This is a genomic window from Streptomyces sp. B1I3 (genome assembly GCF_030816615.1).
In the GTDB taxonomy this organism is placed as follows: domain Bacteria; phylum Actinomycetota; class Actinomycetes; order Streptomycetales; family Streptomycetaceae; genus Streptomyces.
In genome coordinates, this window is sequence record NZ_JAUSYD010000001.1 from 1,188,714 (window position 1) to 1,210,395 (window position 21,682).

Sequence of the window (21,682 nt, forward strand, 5' to 3'; positions counted from 1 at the left end):
GATCGCACGCACCAGACGCCCCCGGGCCTGCCCTTCGGGCAGACGACGCTACTTTCGAAACACGCCCTAGGAGACCCGCCCACCGGCGCGACATCGTGGATCCGCTGATCGATGGCTGCCGTATGACCTGCCGGCTCACCGGCCGCGACGCGCAGGCCTGAGGGGACCCACCGCCCTTGGGGGCCAAGGCGCCGACATGCGGGCGACGCGTCCGTGAGCTCCTCGCCCAGATCGACGAACGGCAGGTCGCAGGCCGCGAGGAAGGGGCCCGCCGGCCAAGCAGATCACCCAGCTGACCGAGCAGCTCACGGCGCTCGCCAATCTGTCCACGAACAGTTCCTCCCCCTTTGGCCTTGGCAAGCTGTCAGGCGGACCGGAAACACTCCGGAACTGCGCGATACAGCTCGCCGGTCCGACGGTTGCACGGGGAAGAGGAGCTGAGTAAGAGGCGTCACGCTCGTCCTGGCCCCCGGCCCTACGACGTCCGCCGATGGCGGCGCCGAGGGTTCACCGTCCGACTCACCCGATCCCGAAAGTTTCGAACGAAGAACAAAAACTTTTGCTGCGGGAGTATTGACGATGCACCGTCAGCACCTCAATCATTCCTGTCTGAGAAACCGGCCGCAGTTCGATACTTCGAACCGCACCGGCCTTGAGATACCCGTGCCGCACGGTAGATCCACGCACAACTGCACTGCAGATCCGCGCACCAGAACACCCGTGCCACCCGTTTCGTTCCGGTGAGGTTCGCACCAGCGCATTTTGGCTCTTCACGCAGTCCGGCCCGCCCCGCCCGCCCGCACGTCTGCCGAATGGGAGCGGACGACGTAATCCCCTGCGTTTCAGTCCTTCCGTGATTTCCACCTTGGAGGTACAGCCATGGAGTCGTATGCCCTTCCCGGGCCCGCTATCCGCCGTAAGATCCGCAGCCTGCTGTTGGTGCTGGTCGTCGGCGTCCTCGGTGCGGTCGCCGCACTGGTCGCACCCCCGGCCGCACACGCCGCCGAGAGCACGCTCGGCGCCGCAGCGGCGCAGAGCGGCCGCTACTTCGGCACCGCCGTCGCCTCGGGCAGGTTGGGCGACTCGACATACACGACGATCGCGGGCCGTGAGTTCAACTTCGTGACGGCCGAGAACGAGATGAAGATCGACGCCACCGAACCGCAGCGGGGCCAGTTCAGCTTCACCGGCGCTGACCGCGTCTACAACTGGGCGGTGCAGAACGGCAAGCAGGTGCGCGGCCACACCCTGGCCTGGCACTCCCAGCAGCCCGGCTGGATGCAGAGTCTCAGCGGCAGCACACTGCGCCAGGCGATGATCGACCACATCAACGGCGTGATGGCCCACTACAAGGGCAAGATCGCCCAGTGGGACGTCGTGAACGAAGCCTTCGCCGACGGCAGTTCGGGAGCCCGGCGGGACTCCAACCTGCAACGCACCGGCAACGACTGGATCGAGGTCGCCTTCCGCGCCGCGCGCGCCGCCGACCCGGCGGCCAAGCTCTGCTACAACGACTACAACGTCGAGGACTGGACCTGGGCCAAGACCCAGGCCATGTACTCCATGGTCCGGGACTTCAAGCAGCGCGGCGTGCCGATCGACTGCGTCGGCTTCCAGTCGCACTTCAACAGCGGCAGCCCTTACAACAGCAACTTCCGCACCACCCTGCAGAACTTCGCCGCACTCGGCGTCGACGTGGCCATCACCGAGCTCGACATCCAGGGCGCCCCGGCCTCGACCTACGCCAACGTGACCAACGACTGCCTGGCCGTCCCGCGCTGCCTCGGCATCACCGTCTGGGGCGTGCGCGACACCGACTCCTGGCGATCGGAGCAGACGCCGCTGCTGTTCAACGGTGACGGCAGCAAGAAGCCCGCCTACACCGCCGTCCTCAACGCACTCAACGGCGGCTCCACCACGCCCCCTGCGGATTCCGGACAGATCAAGGGCGTCGCTTCGGGCCGCTGCCTGGACGCGCCCGGCACCAGCACCACCGACGGCACCCAGCTCCAGCTGTGGGACTGCCACAGCGGCACCAACCAGCAGTGGACTTACACCGACGCCGGCGAGCTCAGGGTCTACGGCAACAAGTGCCTGGACGCCGCCGGCACCGGCAACGGCTCCAAAGTCCAGATCTACAGCTGCTGGGGGGGCGACACCCAGAAATGGCGCCTCAACTCCGACGGATCCATCGTCGGCGTCCAGTCCGGCCTCTGCCTCGACGCCGTCGCAGGCGGCACCGCCAACGGAACCCTGATCCAGCTCTACTCCTGCTCGAACGGCAGCAACCAGCGCTGGACCCGTACCTGATGGGACCTGCCACAAACGAAAGGGCGAACCGATGACGGCCTACGGTGCCGCTTCTGCCGCCCCTCCAGGAAAACATCGTTGATGGTCCGGGGTCGCCGCCGTGGTGGCGGCGACCCTCGCGATCGGCATGCTCGCCGCGGTGAATCCGGCGCCCGCCGAGGCGGCGACGGTGGACAACGGATACAACCAGCAGTTCCGCTCCGCCGACCCCGACGCGGGCGACGCCCGGCTGATCAACCGAGCCCGGGCCACTGGGGCCACCTCTTGGTAGGACGCCTCCGGGCGCTCGTCAGAACCGCCTGCACCGGGCTCGTTCCCCGCACGGCGGGGCCCCGCGGCCCTGTGAAGGTCTGCATGCCAAGAAGGCCGCGGCAACCGCAGGACAGGGGGCCGGTCAGGAAGGAAGCGGGCGGGGCCGCGGCACCGCCGACCGTCCCCCTCGGGAGGGCCCGTCGACAGCCGCCCACAGACGGTCCCTCTCCTCGCCCGGCACGTCACCCACCCTCCGGGCGAGCTGCTCGAAATCTCTCCTGCCCTCCGTCAGCGCTCGCCCGCAAGGTCGACTTCTTCGCGGTGCACCGGTGCCGCATCCGTCACCTTCGGACGACGCCACGGACGTGCCACGGGCGCCGACACCGCACGCCACCAAGGGTCCGCGGGGAGCTCCCCTGCCGGTTCGAAGGGCTCACCCGGCCGGGGAAACGCCACCGCCTGCCCCGCCTCCTCGGCGGCGTCCATCATCCACTCACCGGGCTCGGCCCACGGGTGCGGAGCGAGGTTGAAGGTGCCCCAGTGGATCGGCAGCAGAGCACCGGACGGCCGACCGCCCTGGAGGTCGAGATGTGCTCGCACACCCTCCGCGGGCGTCATGTGGATGTCGGGCCAGTACTCCGAGTAGGCACCGACCTGGATCATCGTCGCGTCGAACGGGCCGTGCTCCGCTCCGATCTTCTGGAAACCGGAGAAGTAGCCTGTGTCCCCGCTGTGGTAGACGCGGTGCTCCGGGCCGGCCACGGCCCACGACGCCCAGAGCGTGTGCTGCTGGTTGCGCAGTCCCCGGCCGCAGAAGTGGCGCGCAGGGGTGGCGGTCAGGCTGAGGCCCGCGACGTGCGCGGTCTCGTTCCAGTCGAGCTCGTGGACGCGGTCGTGAGGAACCCCCCACGCCTCCAGATGGGCACCGACCCCGAGCGGTACCGCGAAGACCGTGTCCGTGCTGGTCAGGGCCTTGATCGTGGGCAGATCGAGGTGGTCGTAGTGGTCGTGGGAGATCACGACGACGTCGACGGACCCCAGAGCGGCCGACGGCAGCGGCACGGGGTGCAGCCTCTTCGGGCCGGCGAAGGCGAACGGCGAGCAGCGGTCGCCCCAGACCGGATCGAACAGGACCCGGCTGCCGTCGATCTCGGCGAGCACCGTCGAGTGGCCCATCCAGGTCAGCCGCAGGCCGGTGGTGGGCGGCTTCGCGAGGTCGGCGAGTGTGGTGGCGTGGACGGGCACCGTGCCGGTCGGGGACCTGCGGGCCCGCTCCTCCCGGCGGAAGTAGACCTGGGCGAATTCGAGCATGGAGCCGGAGGGCCTGGTGCGGGCACCCTCCGGGTTCTGGAACACCCCGTCGGCGAAGTTGGGTGAGCGGCGTATGCGCTCCATCCGCGCGCCGTCCGGGTCCGCGCCGAAGGCGTCGGGGCGCAGCGCGCGGAGTCTGGTGCGGAGCGAAGGATGAGGTGCGGCGCCGGTCACAAACGTCTCCTGAACAGTGGGTGTCGTCTCATTATGGTCGGCGGACCCGGCTCATGCGCGGGCCTGGCCGTACACGTGCTCGATGTGCAGGGTCAGGACCACTCTGCGGTCCTCGACCATCACCCGTCGGTATTCGTCCCAGTCCGGGTGCTCGCCCCGTACGTCCCGGTAGAGGGCAACCAGTTGTTCCACCGTCGCGTCGTGAGGGTCGGCGGCGGGGGGAGTCAGCTCGGCCCTGGCGTCGACGACCGTCCAGGCCCATCGGTCGTCGCTGGTGACGTGGTAACCGGCGCGTGGGTCACGGCGGAGGTTGCGGGTCTTGGCCCGGCCCTCCGTGACGGACACGCGGATCGCCCTTTCGTCGGGGTAGTAGGCGTGGTTCACGTTGGACAGCTGGGGCCTGCCGTCCCGCTTGAGGGTGACCAGTACTCCGCCGTCGTACGCGCCGAGGAGTCCCAGCAGTGCTTCGTCCCCGGATTCGATGTCCGTCATGCCGACTCCAACGTCCCTGCGGGTCGCGGGATTCCGCGTCCGGCGGCCGGTGGCGTCACCACGGGCCGGAGGCGCCGCCCGTGCCGCCTGCCCGCCCGTGCGGAGGGGGCCTGGCCGGTACGGGTGCGGCCGGTGCGCGGACCGGCACATTGGTTAGGGTGAGCCCGTGGCGAGAGTGCGGCTGAGTGTGGCGGAGCGACGTGAGGAGCTCCTGCGCGCTGCCGTCGAGCAGATCGAGGTGCGGGGTGTGGCCGCGGTACGGATCGCCGATGTGGCTTCCGTCCTCGGGGTGAGCAACGCGCTGGTGCTCTACCACTTCTCGTCCAAGGAGAAGCTCGTGGCGGCCGCCTTCTCGTACGCGGCGGAGGCCGACCTGGCCCACCTGCGCAAGCTGCTGACGCGCCGCACCACGGCGGTCCGGCGACTCAGGGCCGCCGTGCGCTGGTACGCCCCCAGCGGCCAGGCCAAGGGCTGGCGACTCTGGATCGAGGGCTGGGCGGCCTCCCTGCGCGACCCGGCGCTGCGCGAGGTGGCCGGTGACCTCGACCAGCAGTGGAAGGCGGAGCTGGCCGAGGTCATCGAGGAGGGTGCCGCGGCGGGTGAGTTCCACTGCGACGACCCCGTGTCCGTGGCCTGGCGGCTCACCGCCCTCCTGGACGGCCTGGCCGTCCAGATGACGTCGTACGGCGGGACCCTCTCCCAGGCCACGATGGTGCGGTGGACCGAGGAGGCGCTCGCCCGGGAACTCGGCCTGGAGCACTCGGTCACCACGGGCTGAGCGCTGACACGCGGCGACCGGGGCGGTACGGCCCCAGCAGCCCTGACGCCGCCGTGTGCCGTGACGGCCCGCCCGGTCAGGTCTGGCGCAGCGGGGCGTAGGCGGCGCCGTCGAGTCCGAAGGTCCAGGCGACGCCCTCCTTCGCTGTCCGGATCCTGGGTGGGACGCGCAGCCAGTAGGTGCGGTGGGTCCCGTCCGGCTCGGGGGTCGAGTTGACGACTTCCACCATCACCACGTCCTCGTCGCCCTCCAACGCGATCCGCCACAGGACACCGGTCTCGTCGCGGTGCACGGGCTCCGCGCCCGATTCGGCCAGGTAGCGGTCGTAGCCGTAGTACTCCAGCATCACGCGGCGCAGCTCCGCGTTCTCCTCGGCGCGTATTCCCTCGGGGGTCAGGTCCGGCAGCCCGTCGAGGAACTCGGGCGGGACGGGCATTCCCCGCCAGGCGTGCAGCGCGAAGCCGTCGCGGTAGGACAGGGCCGGGCCGTCGCCCCGGTCGAGCCGGCCCGCCTCGTCGCGGTGGAGGGCGACGGGCCGTTCGCTGATCACCACGGCGCGCTCGTAGGGCCACCACCATCCGGCGTTCCTGGCGACCTCGGCCAGCCCCGTCAGCCGCTCGCCCCGGCCGTCGAAGGCGGCGAGCCAGGCCGCGTCGTGCTGGCCGAGGACCGCGTCGAGCAGCACCATCCGCACGTCGGACTCGTCCTCCGGCACTGTGGCGAGTTCCGCGACGACGCCCGTCCGTATCCGGTCGGCCAGTCCGGCTGTGGTCTCCCAGAGCCGGGCGCCGGTGGCCGACCACAGCGCGGACCAACCGGCCGGGCCCAACTCGTCGTACACGCGGCGGCGTTCCTCCGCCCAAGGACGGGTGCGCACGTCCTCGCGCACCGAACGCCCGGCGTCGGTCAGCTTCTCCACCGCCTCGACCGCCGACCTGGGCGAGTCCGCCCAGACGATGCGCTCCGGTTCGGCGAGCCCGGCGATGCGGTAGGCGAGCCGCACCCCGTCCTCGGCGGCGCCCCGGTCGCCCTCGCCCGTCGCCGCCGCCACGGCCCGCCATCTGTCCACGTACTGCATCGGTCTCCCCGTCCCCTGTCGGTCCTGCCGTCCGTGCGCGCGTCGCCGCGTCGTCACGTTGCCGCGTCCTCGCGTCGCCCCTTCGTGCGAGCGCGCTCCGTCACCGCTCACCGCGGGGAGCTCAGTCCGCGACGACGCGCACCGCGCCCGGGGCGTACTCCCGCTGGCGCACCACGCGGAACCAGCCCTTCGGCAGCGCGATCGCGGCGTGCTCCTCGTGCACCACGCGCCCCCCTTCGGGGAGATGGAGCAGCATCGGGTCGAACGGCCCTGCCTCGCGCATCAACCGTCCCGGTCCCTGTACGGCGTGCGCGTGCCCGGTGACCTCACCCAGCGCCAGGACCAGCCGTCCCCGTCCGTCGCGCGGTTCACCCGGTACGTCGAGGAACCGTGCGGGAACCTCCGACTCGTCCAGCGCCACGATCAGCACATCGCCCTGCCGGTACACAGACGTCTCCCCTCCGCGGCGGCACCCACCGTGCCGGCCACCGTGGAAAACGCTACGACGAGGGACTGACAACCGGTCGCGCCCGGTCGCCGAGGGCCCGCCCACGCGGTTGTCAGTGGCACTTGATACACCTTGCGGACATCAACCGCCCTCAGTTTCAGGAGCTCAGTGCCATGTCCGGTGTGGAACATCTGCACGAGTTGCTCGGCCTTCCGGTCGTCGATTTCCAGCAGGAGGCCGACGGGGCCGCCCGCCCGGCGGCCGATGCTGCGGCCTGGCGCATCAGCGTCGATCCGTACGACTCGGAGAGGGACGGCACGTGGGAGGAGCAGTTCACGGCCTTCCTCGACACCGTCGACCCGTCGCGGGTCAAGGCGCTGATCATCGGTCAGTGGGGAGAGGTGTACGAGGAGGATTCCGCCTGCCCCATCGGTCTCGTCGCTGCCGCGGCCGGCCGGCTGACCTCTCTCGAGGCGGTCTTCGTCGGGGACCTGGTGATGGAGGAGGCCGAGATCTCGTGGATCGAGCAGTCGGACGTCACGGCCCTCCTCGCCGCCTACCCGGCCCTGACGTACCTCGGCGTGCGGGGCGGCACGGGCCTGGCGTTCCCTCCGACACGGCACGCGTCCCTGCGGGCCCTCTCCATGGAGACCGGCGGTCTGCCCGCCGAGGTGGTGCGCGGGGTCCTGGACAGTGAACTGCCCGCTTTGGAGCGCCTCGACCTGTGGCTGGGCGTCTCCTCCTACGGCGGTGACGTGACGCTGCCGGATCTGGGGCCGCTTCTCAACGGCACCCGTTTCCCCCGGCTGCACCACCTCGGTCTGCGCAACAGCGAGCTGCAGAACGAGATCGCGGCCGCGATCGGCTCCGCGCCGGTCGTCGCGCGGCTCCGCACACTCGACCTGTCGTTCGGCACCCTCGGCGACGAGGGGGCGGCGGCCCTGCTCGAGGGCCAGCCACTCACCCACCTCACCGCGCTCGACCTGCGTCATCACTTCCTGACCGAGCCGATGGAACGCCGGATCGCGGAGGCCCTGGAACCCCACGGCGTGCGGGTCGACCTGTCCGAGCGGTGCACGCCGTGGGGCGACCGCGGGGTCGAGGGACGCTACACCGCGGTTGGGGAGTGAGGCGGCCATGACCGAGATCGAGCACCTCGACGTCGACCACCCGCACGTCTTCCACGGCCTGCCGGTGCTGACCCTGCCGCCCGCCGACGCACCGCCGGCGGCCTCCTTGCCGGCAGCCGGCGCCGTCGCCTGGCGGCTGGAGTGCCCACCCGACGGCTCCGCGTTCCCGGAGCTCTGGCAGCACTTCGCCGGCTCCGTCGACACGAGTCGGGTCCGCGCGCTGCTGATCGGCCCGTGGTGGGAGAGCGATTACACGTCCTTCGCCCCCGTGGTGGAGCTCCTCGCCTCCGAGGCCTCCCGCCTCCCGGAGCTGCGCGCCCTCTTCCTCGCCGATGTCACCGGCGAGGAGTGCGAGGTCTCCTGGCTGCAGATGTGCGACATCACCCCGGTACTCGAAGCCTTCCCCCTGCTGGAGGAGCTGGTCGTCCGGGGCGGGGGCGCCGCCGCTTCCGGCGAGGATGAACTACGGCTGCGGCCGGTCCGTCATCACGCCCTGAAGTCACTGCGGTTCGAGTCCGGCGGGCTGCCGGGACATGTCGTCCGCGCGGTGGGCGAGGCCGAGCTGCCCGCTCTGGAGCGCCTGGAGCTGTGGTTCGGCACGCAGTGGTACGGGGGCGACGCCACCGTCGAGGACATACGGCCCCTGCTGTCGGGCGGCACCTTTCCGCGCCTGCGCCACCTCGGCCTGCAGAACAGCGAGATCCAGGACGAGATCGCGGCCGCGCTCGGTTCCGCCCCGGTCGTCGCCCAGCTGGAGGCGCTCGCGCTGTCGATGGGGACGCTCAGTGACGCGGGCGCCAGGGCACTCCTCGACGGCCAGCCGCTGACCCACCTCGTCTCACTGGATCTCCACCACCACTACCTCACCGACCCTCTGGTGTCCCGGATCCAGGAGGTGTGCGCCCGGGCGGGCGTGCATGTCGACCTCGGCGAGGCGGACCACTGGGACCCCGAGGACGACGAGCCCCGCTATGTCGCCGTCAGCGAATAGCACGCCGCCGCTCGCGGTCGTCGGCAATCCCGGCAACCGCAGGGTGGCGCTCTTCCAGGAGGCGGTGCGCGCCGCCGGGCTTCCCCGGGCGCGCACCGTGTCCTGGCGTCAGGTGTTGCGGGGCGAGGCCGCCTTCCTGCCCGGTGAGAGGGTCCGTATCGACTCGCCCGGCGAGGACGCCGAGGTCGAGCGGCTGTTGCGCGGGGTGGACGACCCGGCCAGGGTCGAGGGCTCCGCCCTCTGGTACACCCGGTTCACCTCTGCCGTCCGGGATGTGGGCCGGGCGGCCGCTGCGGCCGGGGCGGTCCTGCTGAGCGATCCCCACGACATCGCGGTGCTCTTCGACAAACGGCTCTGCCACGGTGTCATGGACGCCGCCGGAGTACCCGTGCCGGACTCGGCCACGTCCGGGCCGGCCACGGCCCCGGTCCGGGACTGGACGGGCGTGCGCAGGCTGATGGCCGAGCACCGTATGCCGAGGGCTTTCGTCAAGCTCGCCCACGGCTCCTCCGCCTCCGGAGTGCTGGCCGTGGAAACGGCCGGCCCCGGCCGGGTGCGCGCGACGACATCCGTGGAGCGGGACGAGGCGGGCCGTCTCTTCAACTCACTGCGGGTGCGCACCTACCGGACGGAACGCGAGGTGGCGGCGGTCGTCGACGCGCTCGCACCGGACGGCCTGCACGTGGAGCGCTGGCTGCCGAAGGCCTCGGTCCGGGGCGGCCGGGTGGCCGACCTCCGGGTCGTGGTGATCGCGGGCCGCGCGACCCACGCGGTCGTGCGGACCAGCCGCTCCCCCATGACCAACCTGCACCTCGGCGGCGCCCGCGGCGATCTGCACGAGGTCCGGGCAGCCGTCGAGGGGGCAGGAGGCAGCTGGCACGAAGCCCTGGCGGTGTGCGAGCGGGCTGCCGCCTGCTTCCCTGACACCCTGTGCGTGGGTGTCGATCTGCTGCCCGCCACCGGTTGGCGGCGCTTCGCCGTCGGCGAGGTCAACGCGTTCGGAGACCTCCTGCCGCGCCTGACCGGCCTGCCGGGCAGTGGCGCCGAGGGCATGGACACCTACCGGGCGCAGGTGGCCGCGGTGCCGGCGAAACGGAGCCCCGCCGGGGAACGGCCTGCCGGGAGACGACCTGCCGAAGAACGACGAGCGAACGACCCAGCGAAGAACTACCGAGCGAGGAACGACCGTGACACCCCAGCCGCCTGACTCCGCCTGCGGTGTCACCGATGCCCGTGACCCCGATATGAACGCCGTCGTGGGGAGCCACGACCTGCTGATGGTCACCCTCGACACCCTGCGGTACGACGTGGCCGAGGAGTTGGCCGCCGCCGGGCGCATACCCCGTCTCGCCCGTCACCTGCCCGGGGGCGTCTGGGAGAAGAGGCATGCACCGGGCAGCTTCACCTACGCCTCCCACCAGGCGATGTTCGCCGGTTTCCTGCCCACGCCCGCCACCCCCGGACCGCACCCCCGGCTCTTCGCGGCGCGCTTCGCGGGAAGTGAGTCCACGGCGGACGGCACGTTCGTCCACGACGCGCCCGATCTGCTCGCCGGACTCGCGGACGCCGGTTACCGCACGGTGTGCATCGGCGGCGTCGGCTTCTTCGACCGGCGCCCGCCGCTCGGCTCGGTGCTGCCCGGCATGTTCCAGGAAAGCCACTGGGAGCCCGGATTCGGCGTCGCCTCCCCCGCCTCCTTCGAGAACCAGGTGTCGCGCGCCGAGCAGATCGTCGCGGAACTTCCGCGGGAACAGCGACTGTTCCTCTTCGTCAACGTCTCGGCCCTGCACCAGCCCAACTGGTTCCACCTGCCCGGCGCCACCGCCGAGCACGGCGATTCCCGGGCCACCCACGCCGCGGCACTGGAGTACGTCGACCGGCACATCGACCGCCTCTTCGCCGCCGCGAGCAGCCGCCGCAGGTGCTTCGCCATCGTCTGCTCCGACCACGGCACGGCGTACGGCGAGGACGGATACACCGGTCACCGGATCGGTCACGAAGCCGTGTGGACCGTGCCCTACGCCCACTTCATCCTCGACCCGGGGGCAAGCCGATGACCGGCGTGACCAGTACGACAACAGCCACGACCGGAACAGACCCGGCAACCACCACAGCGGGCACCACCGGCACCACGGCGGCCACCACCGGCACCAGGCCCTATCAGAGCTACGTCTACGCCTACCCGCACAAGACCGCCTACCGCCCGCTCGGCGACCACCCGGCAGGACGGCCTCTGCTGAGCCGGCTGTGGGCCGGCGAACGGAAGGACGCCCTCTCCCTCTATCTCCACATACCGTTCTGCGAGGTCCGCTGCGGCTTCTGCAACCTCTTCACCCGGATCGGCGCCCCCGACGAGCTGACCACGCGTTATCTCGACGCACTGGACCGGCAAGCCACCGCCGTCCGCGACGCTCTCGGCGACGACGAGCCGGTGCGGTTCGCCGCGGCCGCCTTCGGCGGCGGAACCCCCACCTTCCTCACCGCCGGCGAGCTGGAACGCCTCTGCGACATCGCGGAGAAGCGGATGGGTGCCGACCTGCGGTCCGTGCCCCTGTCCGTCGAGACCTCGCCCTCCACCGCGACGGCCGACCGGCTGACGGTTCTGGCCGATCGCGGCACCACCCGGATCAGCATCGGGGTCCAGAGCTTCGTCGACGACGAGGCCCGAGCGGCGGTCCGCCCACAGCACCGCTCCGAGGTGGAGGCGGCCCTGGGCCGGATCCGCGACGCCCGCATCCCGGTGCTCAACATCGACCTGATCTACGGCATCGACGGGCAGACGGAGGAGAGCTGGCACACCTCTCTGGAGGCGGCACTCGCCTGGCGCCCAGAGGAGCTGTACCTCTACCCCCTGTACGTACGCCCGCTGACCGGTCTCGGGCGGCTCGGCGACGCGGCAAGGACGACAGGCGCACCGGACAGTGCGGACTCCGCCTGGGACGGGCAGCGGCTGCGGCTCTACCGCGCGGGCCGCGACCATCTGCTGGCCCGGGGCTACGAGCAGGTCTCGATGCGCATGTTCCGCCGCGTGGACGCCCCGCCCGCGGGCCCCGGCGACCACGCGTGCCAGACCGACGGCATGATCGGGCTGGGCTGCGGTGCCCGTTCGTACACCTCCTCGCTCCACTACTCCTTCGACTACGCCGTGGAGATGCGGGAGATCCGGGGCATCATCGACGGCTTCACCGCGACGCAGGACTTCTCCCGCGCGGAGGTCGGCAGGTACGTCGACGAGGACGAGGCGCGCAGACGCCATCTCCTCCAGTCACTCCTCCAGGCCGACGGCCTGGCGCCCGCCGAGTACCGCGCGAGGTTCGGTACGGACCCCGGCAGCGACTTCCCCGCGGAACTCGCCCTGTTCGCCGGGCGTGGCTGGCTGGACGACTCCGCGGGCCCCGGCCTGCTGCGGCTCTCGCCCGAGGGCCTGGCCCATTCCGACGCGCTGGGCCCGGAGTTGTTCTCCCCCGCCGTACGGGCCGCCATGGCCGCGTACGAACGAAAGTGAACGGCCCGGTGAGCGTGCACCGATGAGGGGACACGAGCCGATGACACGAGCCGATGGGCGGACACCGATGAGCGGGGACGGACGACCGTGGACCTGACGATCCTCTACCGGGGCCCGCTGGCCTCGTGCGACTACGACTGCCCTTACTGCCCGTTCGCCAAACGGCGCGACAGCACGGAGCAGCTCCGCGCCGATCGCGCGGCTCTCGAGCGGTTCACGGCGTGGGCCGCCACACAGACCGGTGACCGGTTGTCGGTGCTGTTCACCCCGTGGGGCGAGGGGCTGGTCCGCTCCTGGTACCGCAGGGCGATCGTCGAGCTGTCGCACCTCCCGCACGTGGGCCGGATCGCCATCCAGACCAACCTCGGCGGCCGCACGAACTGGCTGGCCGACGCCGACCGGGACAAGGTCGCCCTCTGGTGTACGTACCACCCGGGCCAGACCCCGTACGAACGGTTCCTCGGCGCGTGCAGGGAGCTGACGGATCTCGGGGTGCGTCACAGCGTCGGCGTCGTCGGCCTCGACGGCCATCTGGACGAGGCCCGGCGGCTGCGCGCGGCGCTGCCCTCCGAGGTCTACCTCTGGGTCAACGCCGCGGAGGGCCACACCTACACGGACGAGGAGGCGGGCCGCTGGACGGCCCTCGACCCGCTGTTCCCCTACAGCAGGTTTCCGCACGCATCGGCCGGACTGCCCTGCCGGACGGGCGAGTCGGTCGTCTCCGTGGACGGCGACGGCACGGTGCGCCGCTGCCACTTCGTCCGTGCCGAACTGGGCAACCTTTACGACGGCAGCTACCGTCGCGCCCTCGGCCCGCGGGGGCTGCCCGCTCGAGGTGTGCGACTGCCACATCGGCTATGTCCACCTGGAGACGCTGCCGTTGTACGACGTCTTCGCGGGCGGCGTGCTGGAGCGGATACCGGCCGGGCTGTCACGGGCACCCGTCCGTCCGTCCCGGACACCGGCCGGTCCGACGCGGACAGCCGTTCCGGACGGGCTCGTCCCGCCGGTCCCGCCCCGGCACGTCCTCCCCGTCATCACTCCGTAGGCAGGCCTCACCCGGCGCGGAACGCTCGAAGCGCCCAGGACACTCAGAGCGGCAGCAGGTCGGGGCGCTTGGCCTCGACGTGGTCCCCGGACGACTCGCCGCGAAGGCGCCGTCCGATCCACGGGACGAGGTACTCACGCGCCCAGTGGATGTCGTCACGACGCACCTCGAACGTCCCGCGCTGCGCCTGTGGCGGCCACACCTGGTCCGGATCGGCCGGCACTTCGATACCCAGGACCTGGGCGGCACGCAGCGCGACCCGGGTGTGCCCCTCGGCCGAGAGGTGCAACCGGTCGTCGTCCCAGGCGCGCCTGTCCTGGACGGACCGCAGCGACCACAGGTCGAGGACCGGGCAGTCGTAGCGGTCGGCGATGGACCGGACGTGGGCGGTGTACGTGGCGATCTTGCCGCGCAGGTGGCGGAGCACCGGGATACCGCGTGTGTCGAAACCGGTGGTGACCATGACCGTGCCGACCACCTGCGTCAGGTCCGCGACCGCGCGCTCGAAGCGTTCGGCCACGTCGTCGGGGTCGGAGCCCGGCCGGAGGATGTCGTTGCCACCCGCGCAGAAGCTGACCAGGTCGGGGGCCAGCTCCTTGGCGCGGGGCACCTGTTCCTCGACTATCTGGTCGAGGAGGCGTCCGCGTACGGCGAGATTGGCGTACCGGAAGTGCCCGTGCGGGTCGTCCACCGGCTCGGCCGCTGCATCAGGAATTGGGAGCTGGTCCGCGAGGAGGACCGCGAGCCGGTCCGCCCAGCCGACCAGTCTCCCGTCGGGGCCGGGGTCTCCGACGCCCTCGGTGAAGCTGTCACCAATCGCTGCGTACGACCCGATGATGCCTCGTAGTTTGTTTCTCGAATCGTCTGCCACAAGGGCACATCCTGCACCTTCGAATGTGACCTACGCGACCGTAATACGGGGTTGACGGGTGGTGAGATAAACCACCCGGTCAGGTTTTGGTAAAGCCGGAATAAGGAGAGGGGCGGTGCACCGCCGCGCACCGCCCCTCTCCCGGGCACTCTGCTGAAGCCGAACCGGACCGCCCTGTCCCGCGGCTGCGTCAGACGGAGACGCCGTGCGAGCGCAGGTAGGCGATCGGGTCGACGTCCGAGCCGTAGCTCGGGCCGGTGCGGACCTCGAAGTGGAGGTGCGGGCCAGTGGAGTTGCCGGTGGAGCCGGACAGGCCGATCTCCTGGCCGCCGGTGACGGTCTGGCCGGCCGAGACCTCGAGCGAGGACAGGTGGGCGTACTGGGAGTACATGCCGTCGCTGTGCTGGATGACGATCTCGTTGCCGTACGCGCCGCTCCATCCGGCGGAGACGACGGTGCCCGGGCCGATGGACCGGACGCTCGTACCGGAGGCCGCCTGGAAGTCGGAGCCGGTGTGGTAGCCGCTGGACCAGCTGGAACCGGCGGCGCGGTACTGGGTGGTGACGTTGGCGTCGGCCACCGGGGTGGTGTAGCCGGAGCTGTTGCTCTCGGACGTACCGGCGGACGCGGCGGTGTCGGTCACCTCGGTGGTCTTCTCGGCCGGAGCTGCGGCCTTGGGGGCGGCGGCCTTCGGGGCGGCGGCCTCGGCCTTCGAGGGGGTGGCCTTCGAGGGCGCGGCCTTCGTGGCGGGGGCGGACGCCTTGGCGCCGAGGGTCAGCTTCATACCCGGGAAGATCAGGCTCGGGTTGTCACCGACGACCTCGCGGTTGTCCTTGTACAGCTTCTGCCAGCCGCCCTTGACCTTCTGGTCTGCGGCGATCTTCGACAGGTAGTCGCCGGAGACCACGGAGTAGGTCGTGGGGGCGCTCTGCTTCTTCGCCACCGACGCGGCCGGTGCGGCCTGCGTCGCGGCGGCGGCCGGCTTGGCGGCCGGGGCGGCCTGCTCCGCCGCGTGGGCGCCGGTGGCGCCGATCAGCGGAAGGGCGAGGACGGCGCCGCCGGTCCCCGCGGCGAGAACGCCACGGGAGATCGGTCCGGTCTTCGTACGGCGGTGCTTACCCTTTGCGGGCATGGTGCGTTCCTCTCCGGCGCCTGCGAGGTGAGCTGTCGGGTTCGGACTGGAGATGCCCGGCCGCGGCGGACGCGACTTGACCCCGAGCCGTCCGGATCTTCCGGTCGGCGGCTTACCTGGTTCCCCCGCTCCTGCCACACGTGGGTGGGTGCGGATTCCGGGCGGCGGCAGGATTAGGCGTTCCGTCCGGATTGACGGTGACCGTAAGCGAGTCGGGACGCGGGGAACAAGCCACCGGGCGCGGACCGGAATGGGCGCTTCATTTCCGGTCCCGAATTCCGGTCACACTGCGTGGATTACGGATCTTGGCTTTCCGCGCGACGCCGGGAATACCCATCGGCGCTTCCGCCACACACCGTCACGGATATGATCCCGCTCACCTGTGGCCACCCATCTCCCCCATAAGACCGGCATGTTCGGCTAAATGCACCAATACGGACACCTCGACCCGCACTCCGGACAGGCCGGGGTGCGACGACGCCGGTCGGCCGCGGGCACGACAAGTGCTCGGTGCACCCATGTCGTATCGTCGCGAGCGTGCCCTTCGCCGGCGAGCGGCGCCGGCGCCAGACACTCCAGGAGTCCTTGTGACGCAGCTGCCAGAGGTTCCGTCGACGACCATCGACATCGAGCTCACCGGTGTCCGTAACTTCCGCGACGTGGGAGGGCTCCCGACCGTCGACGGCCGCAGGGTGCGCCAGGGGCGCCTCTACCGCAGCGGCCACCTGGCACACGCCACCGAGTCGGACGCCGCCTTCCTCGCCGGTCTCGGGCTGCACACCGTCTTCGACTTCCGCAACGCCGCCGACCACAAGCTGGACGGCCATGACGTGGAGCTGCCAGGCATCCGGAATGTCAGCATTCCGCTCTCCGACCCGGCCGACGGAGCCGAGTTCTGGCGCCTGGTGAGGGACGGCAACATCGAGCAGCTTCGCTCGATCCTCGCCGACGGCAAGGGGACGGAACGGATGATCGCCTCCTACCGGGCCATCATCACGGACCGCACGGCGGAGCACAGCCGCGTGCTGCACGCGCTGGCCGAGGACAGCGTCCCGGCGCTCATGCACTGCGCCGCGGGCAAGGACCGGGCCGGACTCTCGATCGCGGTCTCGCTGCTGGCCGTCGGCGTCGAGAAGGAAGCCATCGAGGCCGACTACCTCAAGTCCAACGACGCGCACCGCCGCTACAGGATCAGGCGGAGCGACACGTCGTCGGCGGGGATGTCGGACGAGGTGATGGAGCTCCTGAACCCGCTCTTCGGCGCGCGCCCTGAATACCTCGCCGCCGCCTTCGCCACCATCGAGGAGACCTGGGGCAGCACGGACCGCTACCTCCTGGACGGCCTGAAGCTCTCCCCGGAGACGCGGGAGAAGCTGCGCGAGCGTCTCGTCGAGGACGCGTAGCGTCCACGTCCGACCCCGCCCGCCGTCAGCCCTTTCCCGCCACGGTGAACAGCAGGAAGAGGAAGGCCGCGACGACGTGCCCGGCCACCAGGTAGGCGAAGAGCCGGATGATGACACCCCGGGGCATCTTGCGCTCCTGGGTGTCCTGGCCCTTCGGCCGGCGTGGGGTGAGCGGGTCGTAGTCCTCTGAATCAGACATGACAGTCCTTCCTCTCGGCCGCCTGGCCGGGAGAGCGAGTGGGCGGTGCCCGGCAGGGGTCAGAAGCGATGGGTTCCGCTGCCCAGGCACAGCTCCGCGGCGGGGCTCTGCAGCAGCGTGTGGACGAAGAGCAACTGGACGCCCGCACGGTCGAGCGCGGCGATCCGGTGCGGAGTGAGCGAGTCGAAGTGCGCGCTGTCGCCGGGGTCGAGGTCGTGCACGGTCTCCCCGAGCACGACCCTCAGCCTGCCGTCGAGGACGTACAGCCACTCCTCGCCCGGGTGGACGCGGACGAGGTCGCCCTGGGCGCCGTACGGGACGCGGACCCGCAGTGCCTGCATGGCGCGACCCGAACCGCCCGCCTGCCGGTACAGCCAGCCGTCGGCCTCGGCGCCCGCGCCCCCGAGTGGACCGCCCCGGACGATCGCGTCACGTTCGGGCGGCATCTCGCCGAGGAGCTCGGAGACCGTCGTACCGTAGATTCTGGCGAGGCCGAGCAGCATGGGCAGCGAAGGCTGCCGGTTGCCGGTCTCCAGGCGGGAGAGGTGGGCCGGGGAGAGCCCGGCACGCCGGGCGGCGCCCTCCAGGGTGAGACCCCGGTTGCGGCGCAGGTCGCGCAGGCGTGGCGCGATGCCGGGCAGTTCGTCGGCCACTCCTGTGTCAGCAGGATTCATGCCTCCATTGGGCCAGCACCTTTCCTCTGAGGCAAATTTCTTGCCTGCGAGGCAAAGCGCGGGAGCGGTGTGGCGTCCAAGGGGCGCGGGGTCCGGCGAAGATCCGTGGGAAGCGGTCCTCAGCGGTTGCCGACGGCCTGTTTCACCAGTGTCCTGCCGAAGTCCCACATCAGTCCGCCGCCGTTGTGCGCGTCGTCCATCACGGCCGTGAAGGCGGTCACGAAGCGGTCCACCTCGGGCTCCCCGATGACCAGCGGAGGGATCAGTTTGATCACCTCCAGATGATCGCCGGAGACCTGCGTGAGGATGCGGTGCTTCTGCAGCAGCGGCACGACGACCATCTGCGCGAAGAGCCCCTTCCGTGCCGCTTGCAGCATCGCCCACCGGCTGCGGAGTTTCAGCGAGGACGGCCGTCCGAACTCGATGCCGATCATCAGCCCGCGCCCCCGCACCTCGTGCAGCAGCTCGTAGCGGCCGACGAGCTCGGCGAGCCGCTCCCGCAGCAGGTCGCCGGTGCGGCGGGCGTTCGCGACGGTTCCCTCGTCGTCCATCACCGACAGCACCGCGAGCCCGGCCGCCATGGCCTGGGCGTTGGCCCCGAAGCTCGCGGAGTGGACGAGGACCCGGTCCATGGAGGAGTAGACGCGCTTGAAGATCCAGTCCTTGCCGAGGGTCGCCCCGACCGGCACGTATCCGCCGGAGAGCGCCTTGGCGACACAGAGCAGATCGGGCTCCACCCCCTCCTCGTGCTGGTACGCGTAGAAGTCGCCGGTCCTGCCGAGGCCCGTCTGGACCTCGTCCGCGATGAGCACCGCCTTGTGGCGGTGCAGCAGTTCCTGCGCGGCCCGCAGGAAGCCGGGCGGCGAGGCGTGGACGCCCTTGCCCTGGATGGGCTCGACGACGAGCCCCGCCACGTCACCGTGCTTCAGTTCGCGCCGCAGGGCGTCGAGGTCGCCGAGCCGGATCGCCGTGTCGGGCAGCAGGGGTGCGAACCCGTCCCGGAACCCCGCCTCGCCGTTGACGGAGAGCGAGCCGGTCGTCAGCCCGTGGAAGGCGTGGGTGCAGTAGAGGATGCGCGGCTTGCCGGTGGCGTACCGGGCGAATTTCAGCGCGGTCTCGACCGCCTCGGTGCCGCTGTTGCCGAAGAACACCCGGTCCAGGTGCGGACTGTGCTCCAGCAGCTTCTCGGCCAGCAGTCCGGGCAGCGGCTGGCAGTCGAAGCGGGTCAGGTCGGCGAGCGAGGCGTCGAGGACGTCGTGGAGCGCCCTGCGCACGACGGGATGGTGCCTGCCGAGCCCCATCACCCCGAAGCCGGCGAGCATGTCGAGGTAGTCGTTGCCTTCCGCGTCCCAGAAGTACGCGCCCTCGGCCCGCTCGTAGACCTTGTCGAAGCCGATGGTGCGGAGCATGCGCGGCAGCTGGTGGTTGAGGTGGCGGGTGTGCAGGTCGTAGCGTTCCGCGCCGCGCTCGGCGAGGAGCCGCGTCAGGTCGAAGCCCTCCGGACGGTCGTTGCTCATGCTCCGCTTCCCTTCCGCACGTCCCGCTCCCCCGCTGCCCCGAGACGGGCCAGCGACTCCCCGATCCGTCCGGCGATCTCCACCGGCGTGAGCCCGATGTCGGCGAGGACCTCGGCGCGACCGGCATGCGCGAGGAACTGCTCGGGGATGCCGAACGTCCGCAACGGTACGTCGACCTCCGCGTCCCGCAGCGCCTGACCGATCGCCGAACCGACGCCGCCCGCACGGCTGTTGTCCTCCACCACCGCGACCAGCCGGTGCTCCGCGGCGAGGGCGGGCAGGTGCGCGTCGACGGGTCTGACCCAGCGCGGATCGACGACGGTGCAGCGGACGCCGGCTCCGGCGAGCAGGTCGGCGGCCTGCAGGCAGAGGGAGGCCATCACCCCGACCGCCACGAACAGCACGTCGGGGTCCGCCGACCTGTGCAGGACGTCCATGCCGCCGATCCGGCCGACGGCCGCGACCGGCTCCCCCACCGACTCCTTGGGGAAGCGGATCACCGTCGGGGCGTCGTCGACCTCCACGGCCTCACGCAGCTCCTCGCGCAGCCGGTCGGCGTCGCGCGGGGCGGCGATCCGGAGACCGGGGACGACCTGGAGCAGGGACATGTCCCACACGCCGTTGTGCGAGGGGCCGTCGACCCCCGTGACACCGGCCCGGTCCAGGACGAACGTCACGCCGCACCGGTGCAGGGCGACATCCATCAGCAACTGGTCGAACGCCCGGTTGAGGAAGGTCGCGTAGACGGCGACGACCGGGTGCAGTCCGCCGGTGGCGAGCCCGGCCGCGGAGACGGCCGCGTGCTGCTCGGCGATCCCGACGTCCCAGACCCGGTCGGGGAACCGCTCGGCGAACCGGGTCAGCCCGACGGGGTGCAGCATCGCCGCGGTGATCGCGACGACGTCGGGGCGCTCCTCACCGATCGCCGCGATCTCGTCGCCGAACACCGAGGTCCAGGAGGGTGCCGCGGGTACCACGAGCGGTTCGCAGGTCAGCGGGTCCATCGCGCCCACGGTGTGGAAGCGGTCGGCATCGTCCGCCAGGGCGGGCGGGTAGCCCCGCCCCTTCTCGGTGATGCAGTGCACCAGGACCGGACCGTGGAAGCGTTTCGCCCGGTGCAGGGCGGACTCGACCGCGGCCGTGTCGTGCCCGTCGACCGGACCGACGTACTTGAGCCCCAGGTCCTCGAACAGGCCCTGCGGCGCGAAGGTGTCCTTGAACCCCTTCTTGGCCCCGTGCAGTGACCCGTACAGCGGCTGACCGATGACGGGTGTCTGCTGGAGGACGCCTTTGCCCCAGGACAGGAAGCGCTCGTACCCGTCCGTGGTACGCAGGGTGGCGAGGTGGTTCGCGAGGCCGCCGATGGTCGGGGCGTACGAGCGCTCGTTGTCGTTCACCACGATGATCAGCGGGCGGTTCCTGGCGGCGGCGATGTTGTTCAGCGCCTCCCAGGCCATCCCGCCCGTCAGCGCCCCGTCGCCGATGACGGCGACGACGTGGTGGGGCCGGCCCAGTAGCTCGCCGGCCTTGGCGAGTCCGTCGGCCCAGCCCAGCACGGTCGAGGCGTGGGAGTTCTCGATGACGTCGTGCTCCGACTCCTCGCGCGAGGGGTAGCCGGAGAGGCCGCCCTTGCTGCGCAGCTTGGAGAAGTCCTGGCGTCCGGTCAGGAGCTTGTGGACGTAGCTCTGGTGTCCGGTGTCCCACAGGATGCGGTCCGCGGGCGAGTCGAAGGCCCGGTGCAGAGCGACGGTGAGTTCGACCACCCCGAGGTTGGGGCCGAGGTGGCCCCCCGTTCTCGTCACGGCCCCGACGAGGAACGTCCTGATCTCGTCGGCGAGTTCGCCCAGCTCCGGTCGGCTCAGCCCCTTGAGATCCTTCGGCCCCTTGATGGTTTCCAGTATGGTCACGCCTCGGGCCCCCTCTCTGGTCCTGTCTTCGGCTCACGGTCACGGCCGGGCCCCGGAAGGGGCTCCTGCCTCCTTCGTGCCGTCGGCGCTCTTCATGGCTTCCTCGACGAGGGCCTCCACGATCTTCGGCTCCGGGCCGGTCCTGACGGTCTCGCCCTTCACGAAGATCTGCCCCTTGCCGTTGCCCGGGGCCACACCCGGATCCGCCTCACCGGGACCGACGACCGCACAGCCCGCCGAGGCGACCCGCGGCGGTACCTCCACGACACGATCTCCGGACGCCGCTGCTCCGGATGCGGCGCCCGCAGAATCCGCGGCCCGACCGTGGCCTCCTCCGCCGGCGGAGCCGACGGCGAGACCCGGATCGTGTGCGAGGTCGCCACCGACAGCGGCGCGCAGGACGCCACCGCCGAGGTGATCGCCCCCTGGGACGCCGGACCCGGCCCGGACGCGCCGCGAGGG

Annotated in this window: 19 protein-coding genes, 2 pseudogenes and 1 riboswitch; of the genes and pseudogenes, 10 read left to right on the forward strand and 11 right to left on the reverse strand. The window is 71.1% G+C overall.

The annotated features are described in order from the left end of the window. Window positions 1-879 precede the first annotated feature (879 nt). Window positions 880-2,310 carry an endo-1,4-beta-xylanase gene (locus QFZ58_RS05660; RefSeq protein WP_307123796.1) on the forward strand — a complete coding sequence of 477 codons (1,431 nt, stop codon included), beginning with the start codon at window positions 880-882 and terminating at the stop codon, window positions 2,308-2,310. A 100-nt stretch (window positions 2,311-2,410) separates the two neighbouring features. After that, window positions 2,411-2,581, forward strand: coding sequence for a hypothetical protein (locus tag QFZ58_RS05665; protein WP_307123797.1), 171 nt, complete (start codon window positions 2,411-2,413; stop codon window positions 2,579-2,581). 269 nt (window positions 2,582-2,850) lie between these two features. On the opposite strand, the gene QFZ58_RS05670 is transcribed toward QFZ58_RS05665, so the two are convergent. Beyond that, window positions 2,851-4,047 carry an MBL fold metallo-hydrolase gene (locus tag QFZ58_RS05670; protein WP_307123798.1) on the reverse strand — a complete coding sequence of 399 codons (1,197 nt, stop codon included), beginning with the start codon at window positions 4,045-4,047 and terminating at the stop codon, window positions 2,851-2,853. A 51-nt stretch (window positions 4,048-4,098) separates the two neighbouring features. Then, the gene (locus QFZ58_RS05675) at window positions 4,099-4,539 is read right to left on the reverse strand and encodes a PPOX class F420-dependent oxidoreductase (RefSeq protein ID WP_307123799.1); all 441 of its coding nucleotides are present in this window, start codon (window positions 4,537-4,539) and stop codon (window positions 4,099-4,101) included. A gap of 166 nt (window positions 4,540-4,705) precedes the next feature. Between QFZ58_RS05675 and QFZ58_RS05680 the strand changes: the two genes are divergently transcribed. Further along, window positions 4,706-5,317: a TetR/AcrR family transcriptional regulator gene (locus QFZ58_RS05680; protein ID WP_307123800.1), complete on the forward strand. Its 612-nt coding sequence runs from the start codon at window positions 4,706-4,708 to the stop codon at window positions 5,315-5,317. Between the two features lie 76 nt (window positions 5,318-5,393). Here the strand turns inward: QFZ58_RS05680 and QFZ58_RS05685 are convergent, their stop codons facing one another. Both QFZ58_RS05685 and QFZ58_RS05690 read right to left on the reverse strand, forming a co-directional pair. Beyond that, the gene (locus QFZ58_RS05685) at window positions 5,394-6,395 is read right to left on the reverse strand and encodes a DUF6745 domain-containing protein (RefSeq protein WP_307123801.1); all 1,002 of its coding nucleotides are present in this window, start codon (window positions 6,393-6,395) and stop codon (window positions 5,394-5,396) included. Between the two features lie 121 nt (window positions 6,396-6,516). After that, window positions 6,517-6,843 carry a hypothetical protein gene (locus tag QFZ58_RS05690; protein WP_307123802.1) on the reverse strand — a complete coding sequence of 109 codons (327 nt, stop codon included), beginning with the start codon at window positions 6,841-6,843 and terminating at the stop codon, window positions 6,517-6,519. Between the two features lie 173 nt (window positions 6,844-7,016). Between QFZ58_RS05690 and QFZ58_RS05695 the strand changes: the two genes are divergently transcribed. From QFZ58_RS05695 to QFZ58_RS05720, 6 genes and pseudogenes are all read left to right on the forward strand, one after another. Continuing rightward, the gene (locus QFZ58_RS05695) at window positions 7,017-7,973 is read left to right on the forward strand and encodes an STM4015 family protein (protein ID WP_307123803.1); all 957 of its coding nucleotides are present in this window, start codon (window positions 7,017-7,019) and stop codon (window positions 7,971-7,973) included. A gap of 7 nt (window positions 7,974-7,980) precedes the next feature. Continuing rightward, window positions 7,981-8,964 (forward strand): STM4015 family protein, encoded by a 984-nt coding sequence (locus QFZ58_RS05700; RefSeq protein WP_307123804.1) that lies wholly within the window; start codon window positions 7,981-7,983, stop codon window positions 8,962-8,964. Then, a complete protein-coding gene (locus tag QFZ58_RS05705; protein ID WP_307123805.1) occupies window positions 8,945-10,171 on the forward strand; it encodes an STM4014 family protein in 1,227 nt (408 codons plus the stop codon). The genes QFZ58_RS05700 and QFZ58_RS05705 overlap by 20 nt, the downstream gene beginning before the upstream one ends. A 37-nt stretch (window positions 10,172-10,208) precedes the next feature. Beyond that, window positions 10,209-11,021: an STM4013/SEN3800 family hydrolase gene (locus QFZ58_RS05710; RefSeq protein ID WP_307128780.1), complete on the forward strand. Its 813-nt coding sequence runs from the start codon at window positions 10,209-10,211 to the stop codon at window positions 11,019-11,021. A 5-nt stretch (window positions 11,022-11,026) separates the two neighbouring features. Further along, the gene (locus QFZ58_RS05715; RefSeq protein ID WP_307123806.1) at window positions 11,027-12,469 is read left to right on the forward strand and encodes an STM4012 family radical SAM protein; all 1,443 of its coding nucleotides are present in this window, start codon (window positions 11,027-11,029) and stop codon (window positions 12,467-12,469) included. An 87-nt stretch (window positions 12,470-12,556) separates the two neighbouring features. Next, window positions 12,557-13,517, forward strand: a pseudogene (locus tag QFZ58_RS05720) (STM4011 family radical SAM protein). Between the two features lie 43 nt (window positions 13,518-13,560). On the opposite strand, the gene QFZ58_RS05725 reads toward QFZ58_RS05720, so the two are convergent. Continuing rightward, a complete protein-coding gene (locus QFZ58_RS05725; protein ID WP_307123807.1) occupies window positions 13,561-14,388 on the reverse strand; it encodes an SGNH/GDSL hydrolase family protein in 828 nt (275 codons plus the stop codon). A 190-nt stretch (window positions 14,389-14,578) separates the two neighbouring features. Further along, the gene (locus tag QFZ58_RS05730; protein ID WP_307123808.1) at window positions 14,579-15,520 is read right to left on the reverse strand and encodes a LysM peptidoglycan-binding domain-containing M23 family metallopeptidase; all 942 of its coding nucleotides are present in this window, start codon (window positions 15,518-15,520) and stop codon (window positions 14,579-14,581) included. A gap of 4 nt (window positions 15,521-15,524) precedes the next feature. After that, window positions 15,525-15,677, reverse strand: a riboswitch (cyclic di-AMP (ydaO/yuaA leader). A gap of 430 nt (window positions 15,678-16,107) precedes the next feature. Here QFZ58_RS05730 and QFZ58_RS05735 point away from each other — a divergent pair. Further along, complete coding sequence (locus QFZ58_RS05735; protein WP_307123809.1) at window positions 16,108-16,923, forward strand: tyrosine-protein phosphatase; 816 nt, start codon at window positions 16,108-16,110, stop codon at window positions 16,921-16,923. 25 nt (window positions 16,924-16,948) lie between these two features. On the opposite strand, the gene QFZ58_RS05740 is transcribed toward QFZ58_RS05735, so the two are convergent. From QFZ58_RS05740 to QFZ58_RS05760, 5 genes and pseudogenes are all read right to left on the reverse strand, one after another. Then, window positions 16,949-17,122 (reverse strand): DUF6126 family protein, encoded by a 174-nt coding sequence (locus QFZ58_RS05740; RefSeq protein WP_307123810.1) that lies wholly within the window; start codon window positions 17,120-17,122, stop codon window positions 16,949-16,951. A 59-nt stretch (window positions 17,123-17,181) separates the two neighbouring features. Beyond that, window positions 17,182-17,796, reverse strand: coding sequence for a helix-turn-helix domain-containing protein (locus tag QFZ58_RS05745; protein WP_307123811.1), 615 nt, complete (start codon window positions 17,794-17,796; stop codon window positions 17,182-17,184). A gap of 119 nt (window positions 17,797-17,915) precedes the next feature. After that, window positions 17,916-19,313: an aspartate aminotransferase family protein gene (locus tag QFZ58_RS05750; RefSeq protein WP_307123812.1), complete on the reverse strand. Its 1,398-nt coding sequence runs from the start codon at window positions 19,311-19,313 to the stop codon at window positions 17,916-17,918. Continuing rightward, complete coding sequence (dxs, locus tag QFZ58_RS05755) at window positions 19,310-21,220, reverse strand: 1-deoxy-D-xylulose-5-phosphate synthase (protein ID WP_307123813.1); 1,911 nt, start codon at window positions 21,218-21,220, stop codon at window positions 19,310-19,312. Before dxs ends, QFZ58_RS05750 begins: the two co-directional genes overlap by 4 nt. Before the next feature lie 51 nt (window positions 21,221-21,271). After that, a pseudogene (locus QFZ58_RS05760) lies at window positions 21,272-21,675 on the reverse strand (4-hydroxy-3-methylbut-2-en-1-yl diphosphate synthase); the annotation flags it as partial. Between the last annotated feature and the right edge of the window lie 7 nt (window positions 21,676-21,682).

Excerpts from the sequence above, each read along its gene's own strand:
- QFZ58_RS05660 (WP_307123796.1), top strand. The coding sequence starts at position 880 with ATGGAGTCGTATGCCCTTCCCGGGCCCGCTATCCGCCGTAAGATCCGC.
- QFZ58_RS05675 (WP_307123799.1), bottom strand. The coding sequence starts at position 4,539 with ATGACGGACATCGAATCCGGGGACGAAGCACTGCTGGGACTCCTCGGC.
- QFZ58_RS05685 (WP_307123801.1), bottom strand. The coding sequence starts at position 6,395 with ATGCAGTACGTGGACAGATGGCGGGCCGTGGCGGCGGCGACGGGCGAG.
- QFZ58_RS05695 (WP_307123803.1), top strand. The coding sequence starts at position 7,017 with ATGTCCGGTGTGGAACATCTGCACGAGTTGCTCGGCCTTCCGGTCGTC.
- QFZ58_RS05700 (WP_307123804.1), top strand. The coding sequence starts at position 7,981 with ATGACCGAGATCGAGCACCTCGACGTCGACCACCCGCACGTCTTCCAC.
- QFZ58_RS05705 (WP_307123805.1), top strand. The coding sequence starts at position 8,945 with ATGTCGCCGTCAGCGAATAGCACGCCGCCGCTCGCGGTCGTCGGCAAT.
- QFZ58_RS05710 (WP_307128780.1), top strand. The coding sequence starts at position 10,209 with ATGAACGCCGTCGTGGGGAGCCACGACCTGCTGATGGTCACCCTCGAC.
- QFZ58_RS05730 (WP_307123808.1), bottom strand. The coding sequence starts at position 15,520 with ATGCCCGCAAAGGGTAAGCACCGCCGTACGAAGACCGGACCGATCTCC.
- QFZ58_RS05740 (WP_307123810.1), bottom strand. The coding sequence starts at position 17,122 with ATGTCTGATTCAGAGGACTACGACCCGCTCACCCCACGCCGGCCGAAG.
- QFZ58_RS05745 (WP_307123811.1), bottom strand. The coding sequence starts at position 17,796 with ATGAATCCTGCTGACACAGGAGTGGCCGACGAACTGCCCGGCATCGCG.
- QFZ58_RS05750 (WP_307123812.1), bottom strand. The coding sequence starts at position 19,313 with ATGAGCAACGACCGTCCGGAGGGCTTCGACCTGACGCGGCTCCTCGCC.